The sequence below is a fragment of the Streptomyces sp. NPDC054813 genome (assembly GCF_053611365.1).
Genome location: NZ_JBSHAF010000015.1, coordinates 224,587 through 229,482, shown reverse-complemented (window position 1 = coordinate 229,482; position 4,896 = coordinate 224,587). Strand labels below are relative to the sequence as shown.

Annotated in this window: 5 protein-coding genes; 2 read left to right on the top strand and 3 right to left on the bottom strand. The window is 70.4% G+C overall.

Features of this window, described 5'->3' with window-relative positions:
* Nucleotides 1–297: 297 nt before the first annotated feature.
* From ACWGJB_RS29145 to ACWGJB_RS29135, 3 genes are all read right to left on the bottom strand, one after another.
* Nucleotides 298–1,356: an LLM class flavin-dependent oxidoreductase gene (locus ACWGJB_RS29145; protein ID WP_453383034.1), complete on the bottom strand. Its 1,059-nt coding sequence runs from the start codon at nucleotides 1,354–1,356 to the stop codon at nucleotides 298–300.
* Nucleotides 1,356–1,862: an SRPBCC family protein gene (locus ACWGJB_RS29140; protein WP_360478229.1), complete on the bottom strand. Its 507-nt coding sequence runs from the start codon at nucleotides 1,860–1,862 to the stop codon at nucleotides 1,356–1,358. The genes ACWGJB_RS29145 and ACWGJB_RS29140 overlap by 1 nt, the downstream gene beginning before the upstream one ends.
* An 82-nt stretch (nucleotides 1,863–1,944) precedes the next feature.
* Nucleotides 1,945–2,445, bottom strand: a complete 501-nt coding sequence (locus ACWGJB_RS29135; protein ID WP_453383033.1) for a winged helix-turn-helix transcriptional regulator — start codon at nucleotides 2,443–2,445, stop codon at nucleotides 1,945–1,947.
* A gap of 168 nt (nucleotides 2,446–2,613) precedes the next feature.
* Here ACWGJB_RS29135 and ACWGJB_RS29130 point away from each other — a divergent pair, with 168 nt between their 5' ends.
* Nucleotides 2,614–3,315 (top strand): SDR family oxidoreductase, encoded by a 702-nt coding sequence (locus tag ACWGJB_RS29130; RefSeq protein ID WP_453383032.1) that lies wholly within the window; start codon nucleotides 2,614–2,616, stop codon nucleotides 3,313–3,315.
* Between the two features lie 53 nt (nucleotides 3,316–3,368).
* Complete coding sequence (gene lpdA, locus ACWGJB_RS29125; RefSeq protein ID WP_453383031.1) at nucleotides 3,369–4,766, top strand: dihydrolipoyl dehydrogenase; 1,398 nt, start codon at nucleotides 3,369–3,371, stop codon at nucleotides 4,764–4,766.
* The last annotated feature ends 130 nt before the right edge of the window (nucleotides 4,767–4,896 follow it).

Below are 4,896 nucleotides of genomic sequence, written 5' to 3'. Positions count from 1 at the left end.
ACCTCTACCCGCCCGTGCGCGGGCTCGCCCACCGCGGCCGCACCGGCACCGCCGCCCCCGCCCGCGCGGGACCGCGGGTAGAGATACGCGACGGCCCGGCCGCGGGGGCCCCCCCCCCCCGACTGTGGGGCGAGGGTGGGTCAACTGCCGTGCAGGGCGTCCTTGCCGGCGGCGACGGTGAAGTTCTGCTCGATCGGGGTGGGGTAGCGGGCCTCGGGCGCCCGACAGCGGCCCGTCAACCGGACAGCGGCCGGTACGCCGACGGGCCCCGGGCCGGCGGCGCAGGGCCCCGTCGGCTCAGGGGGCCCCGCCGACCTCGTGGACCAGCTCGATCGCCCTGCCGAGGGTGGTGAGCCGGTCCTCCAGGGTCTCCCCGGCCGGATAGAGGCGGACCGTGTCCACGCCGGCGTCACGCCAGACGGCCAGCCGCTCGCGCACCATGGCCTCCGTGCCGATCAGCGTCGTACCGAGCACCATCTCGTCGGTCACCAGGGCGGCCGCGCCGTCCCGGTCGCCCGCCTGCCAGCGCTCGTGCACCTCGGCGGCGACCTCGGCCCAGCCCTGGCGGCTGTAGGCGCCGTTGTAGAAGTTGGTGGACGCCGACCCCATGCCGCCGAGGCTGAAGGCGAGTTCCTTCTTGCGGCCGGCGACCATCGCGCCGAGCGCCTCCTCGTCGGGCGCGAAGGCGACCTCGGCGCCCTGGCAGACGTCCAGGTCCGCGCGGGTACGGCCACTGCGGGCCAGGCCCTCGTCGAGGTGGGCGAAATACGCGTCGGCCGCACCCTCGGGCACGAAGCTGGTGCCCAGCCAGCCGTCGGCGACCTCACCGGTCAGCCGCAGCATGGCTGGGGACAGAGCGGCGAGATAGATCGGGATCTCGTGCTCGGCGCGCATCGACAGCCGCATCGGTACGGCCTCGCCGCCGGGCAGCGGAACGCTGAACTCGGAGCCGGAGTAGGCGAGTCGGCCGCCGTCGAGCACCCGCCGTACGATCTCCACCGTCTCGCGCATGCGCCGCAGCGGCCGGGCGAAGGGCACGCCGTGCAGTCCCTCGATCACCTGCGGGCCGGAGGCGCCGAGGCCGAGCAGGAACCGCCCGCCGGACAGGTTGGAGAGGGTGATGGCCGTCTGGGCCACGGCTGTCGGGGTCCGGGTGCCCAACTGCATGACACCGGAACCCAGCAGCATGCGCTCGGTGAGCGCCGCGTAGTAGCCGAGCGCGGAGGGCGCGTCGGAGCCCCAGGCCTCGGCGACCCAGCAGATGTCCAGGCCCAGTTTCTCCGCCTCGACGACGAAGTCGCTCAGCTGGGACCAGTGTTCGCCGCCCGAGGCCTCGATCGTGGTGGCCGTCCGCATCACGCCTCCGCCCGCTGCTTGATCTGCGTGAGGGTGGCGGTGATGCTGCGTTCGAACTCCCGCAACCGTACGAACACGATCTTCTGCTCCTTGTCGGGCATCCGGTCGATCGCCACGGACAGCCCCGAACGACCCGGTCCCAGCTGCATCCACTGCGACAGCTCGGTCCCCCCGTTCTCGGAGCGCAGCCGGAACCGCCAGACCGCGGAGGGCTCTGCGGGGTCCTGCACGGCCCAGGCGAGCACCGACTCCGGTTCGCACTCGATCACCTGCGACGTGGTCTCCCACTTGCCGAGCGCCTCGTGCTCGCTGCGGCCGACGAACCTGGCACCCACCGCCGGCCCGGCCGCACCGTCCAGCCAGGCGACGGACCGGAGTTCCTCGCTCATGTCCGGCATCAGTTCGATGTCGCTGACCAGGGCCCACACCTTCTCCGGTGGGGCGTCGATCCAGGTCCGCACCTCGACCGTGGGTTTGTCCGCGTAGCGTGCGCCCGTCCACTCCAAGGTCGTCGGCCTCCTCGCCGTCAAGGGTCTGACCTTCAGAGTTGCTTTATAAGACTCTGCCTGTCAAGAGGGAGCACCGTGCTCAGTCGGTGCCGAACCGCCGTCGTACATCCGGCCGCTGCTTGAGCCGCTCGGGATAGCCGGGCCCCATCCGCATGGAGGTCTCCTCGGCCCGAAGCGGGACCCGGCACTGGGCGCAGACCACCTCGGCCGTGGTGTCGTGGTCGCACGCGTCGTGATGGAACACCACAGGGACCCCTCGCTCCCCGGCCAGCCAGCGGTCGCCCCACGCGGACATCGCGGCGAGCACGGCGAACAGGTCCCGTCCCTTCTCCGTGAGGACGTAGTCGTAGCGCGGCGGCTCGGCCTCGTACAGCCGCTTCTCCAGGATCCGCTCGTCGACCAGATGACGCAGCCGGTCGGTCAACGTGTTGCGGGCGATGCCCAGTTCCTGCTGGAACTCGTCGAAGCGACGGATCCCGTAGAACGCTTCCCGCACCACCAGCGGCGTCCAGTGGTCACCCAGCAGGTCGACGGTCCGTGCGATGGAGCACGGCCACTTGGCGAACGACGTCCGTTTCATGTCCTTACGATAGCGAGTCTCATGAAAAAACTCAGCTGAGGATGATGTCGATGATGCGGGGGATCGGCTTGCCGACCACCGGCCGCGTTCGGGCCGCGTGGACAGCGATGCCCCGTGCGCTTTGACTGGTCATGACGGGTTTCCTGCCGCGGAACGAGGTGTCCGACCATGAAGATCGAGGGATCGGTCGCGTTGGTGACCGGAGCGAACCGGGGGATCGGGCTGGCGTTCTCGCGTGCACTGCTGGCCCGGGGTGCGTCCAAGGTGTACGCGGGCGTCCGCCGGCCGGAGGACTTCACCGAGCCGGGACTGGAACCGCTGCGCCTCGACGTCACCGACGACGACCAGGTCCAGGCCGCCGCACGGACGGCGTCCGACGCCACCATCGTGATCAACAACGCGGGCATCCAGGGTGGGCCGCCCCTGCTGGAGAACGGCTCCCTGGACGGGGCGCGGCGGGAACTGGAGGTGAACTATCTCGGCACCTGGGCCGTCTCCAGGGCCTTCGCGCCGGTCCTCGCGGCCAACGGCGGCGGAGCCCTGGTGAACATGCTGTCCGTGGCCTCCTGGCGGGCGAACAGCCGGTTCCCCAGCTACGCGGCGTCGAAGTCAGCTCAGTGGTCGCTGACCAACGCGCTGCGCCTGGCCCTGCGGGACCAGGGGACCCTGGTCGTCGGTGTGCACGTCGGCTATGTGGATACCGATGCCACCACGGAGATCGCCGGCCCGAAGATCGACCCGGCCGAAGTGGCGGCGCAGACCATGGACGCCATCGCCCGTGACGAGCCCGAAGTGCTGGTCGACGAGACGACCCGGAAGGTTCGCGCCGCCCTGTCCGGGCCGCTCGATCTCATCTACGGCACCGCCTGATCGTGCGACGGTGGAGTCAGCAGACCGACTCAACCCAATGGTGAGGTGGAGCCATGCAAACCGACTTCGATGTCGTCGTCCTGGGAGCCGGGCCGGGCGGCTACGTGGCCGCGATCCGTGCCGCCCAGCTGGGCCTGCGCACCGCCATCGTGGAGGGCCGGTTCTGGGGCGGTGTCTGCCTGAACATCGGCTGCATCCCGGCGAAGGCGCTGCTGCGTAACGCCGAGGTGGCCCAGCTGATCCTGCACGACGCGGAGAAGTTCGGCGTGAAGATCAGCGGCGAGGTGGGCCTGGACTACCGCGCCGCCTACGAACGCAGCCGGGTGGTGGCCGACGGACGTGTCAAGGGCGTCGGCTTTCTCATGCGCAAGAACAAGATCGAGCAGTTCGAGGGGCAGGGGACCTTCCTGGACCCCCACACTCTGCAGGTGCGCATGCGGGACGGCGAGACGACACTCGCCTTCCGCTCCTGCATCATCGCGACCGGCTCGACCGTGAAACTGCTGCCGGGGACGAGCCTGGGCCGGCGTGTCGTCACCTACGAGGAGCAGATCCTCTCCGACAGCCTGCCCGCCAGCATGGTCATCGCGGGTGCCGGCGCCATCGGCATCGAGTTCGCCTATCTGCTGCGGTCCTACGGCGTCGAAGTCACGCTGGTGGAGTTCCTGGACCGGATCGCACCGCTGGAGGACGAGGAGGTCTCCGCCGAACTCACCCGGCGCTTCAAACGGCAGGGCATCCGTGTGATGACCTCGACGGCCGTGCAGGCCATCGAGGAGACCGAGGAGAACGTCCGGGTCACCGTCCGGCAGGGCGACACGGAACAGGTCCTGGAGGCCGAGAAGGTCCTGCAGGCCACCGGCTTCCAGCCGCGTACGGCCGGCTACGGACTGGCCGCCACCGGGGTACGGCTCACCGAGCGCGGGGCCATCGACGTCGACGGGTACTGCCGGACCAGCCAGCCGCACATCTACGCCATCGGTGACGTCACGGCGAAGCTGATGCTGGCGCACACCGCCGAGGCGATGGGCATCGTCGCCGCCGAGAGCATCGCCGGTGCGGAGACCATGGAGCTGGACTACCGCATGATCCCGCGGGCCACGTTCTGCCAGCCGCAGATCGCCAGCTTCGGCTGGACCGAGGCGGAGGCTCGCGCCGAGGGCTTCGACGTGCGCGTGGCGAAGTTCCCCTTCATGGCCAACGCCAAGGCCCACGGCCTCGGTGACACGGTCGGGTTCGTGAAACTCGTGAGCGACGCCCGCTACGGCGAACTCCTCGGCGGCCACCTGATCGGCCCGGACGTGACCGAGTTGCTGCCCGAGCTGACGCTGGCTCAGAAGTGGGACCTCACGGTGACCGAACTCGCCCGCAACGTCCACGCCCACCCCACCCTGAGCGAGGCGGTCCAGGACGCCCTGCACGGACTCGCCGGACACATGATCAACCTCTGACGGCGGGCCCCGGGGCCTGAGTTCGCGGGTGTGGCGGCGCGCGGCCCCAAACGACCCGGGCCGCCCCCCCCCCCCAGGCGACGGGTGGGGGCCGGGGGGGCCCGGGGGTGATATACACCTTGAGTGCCGG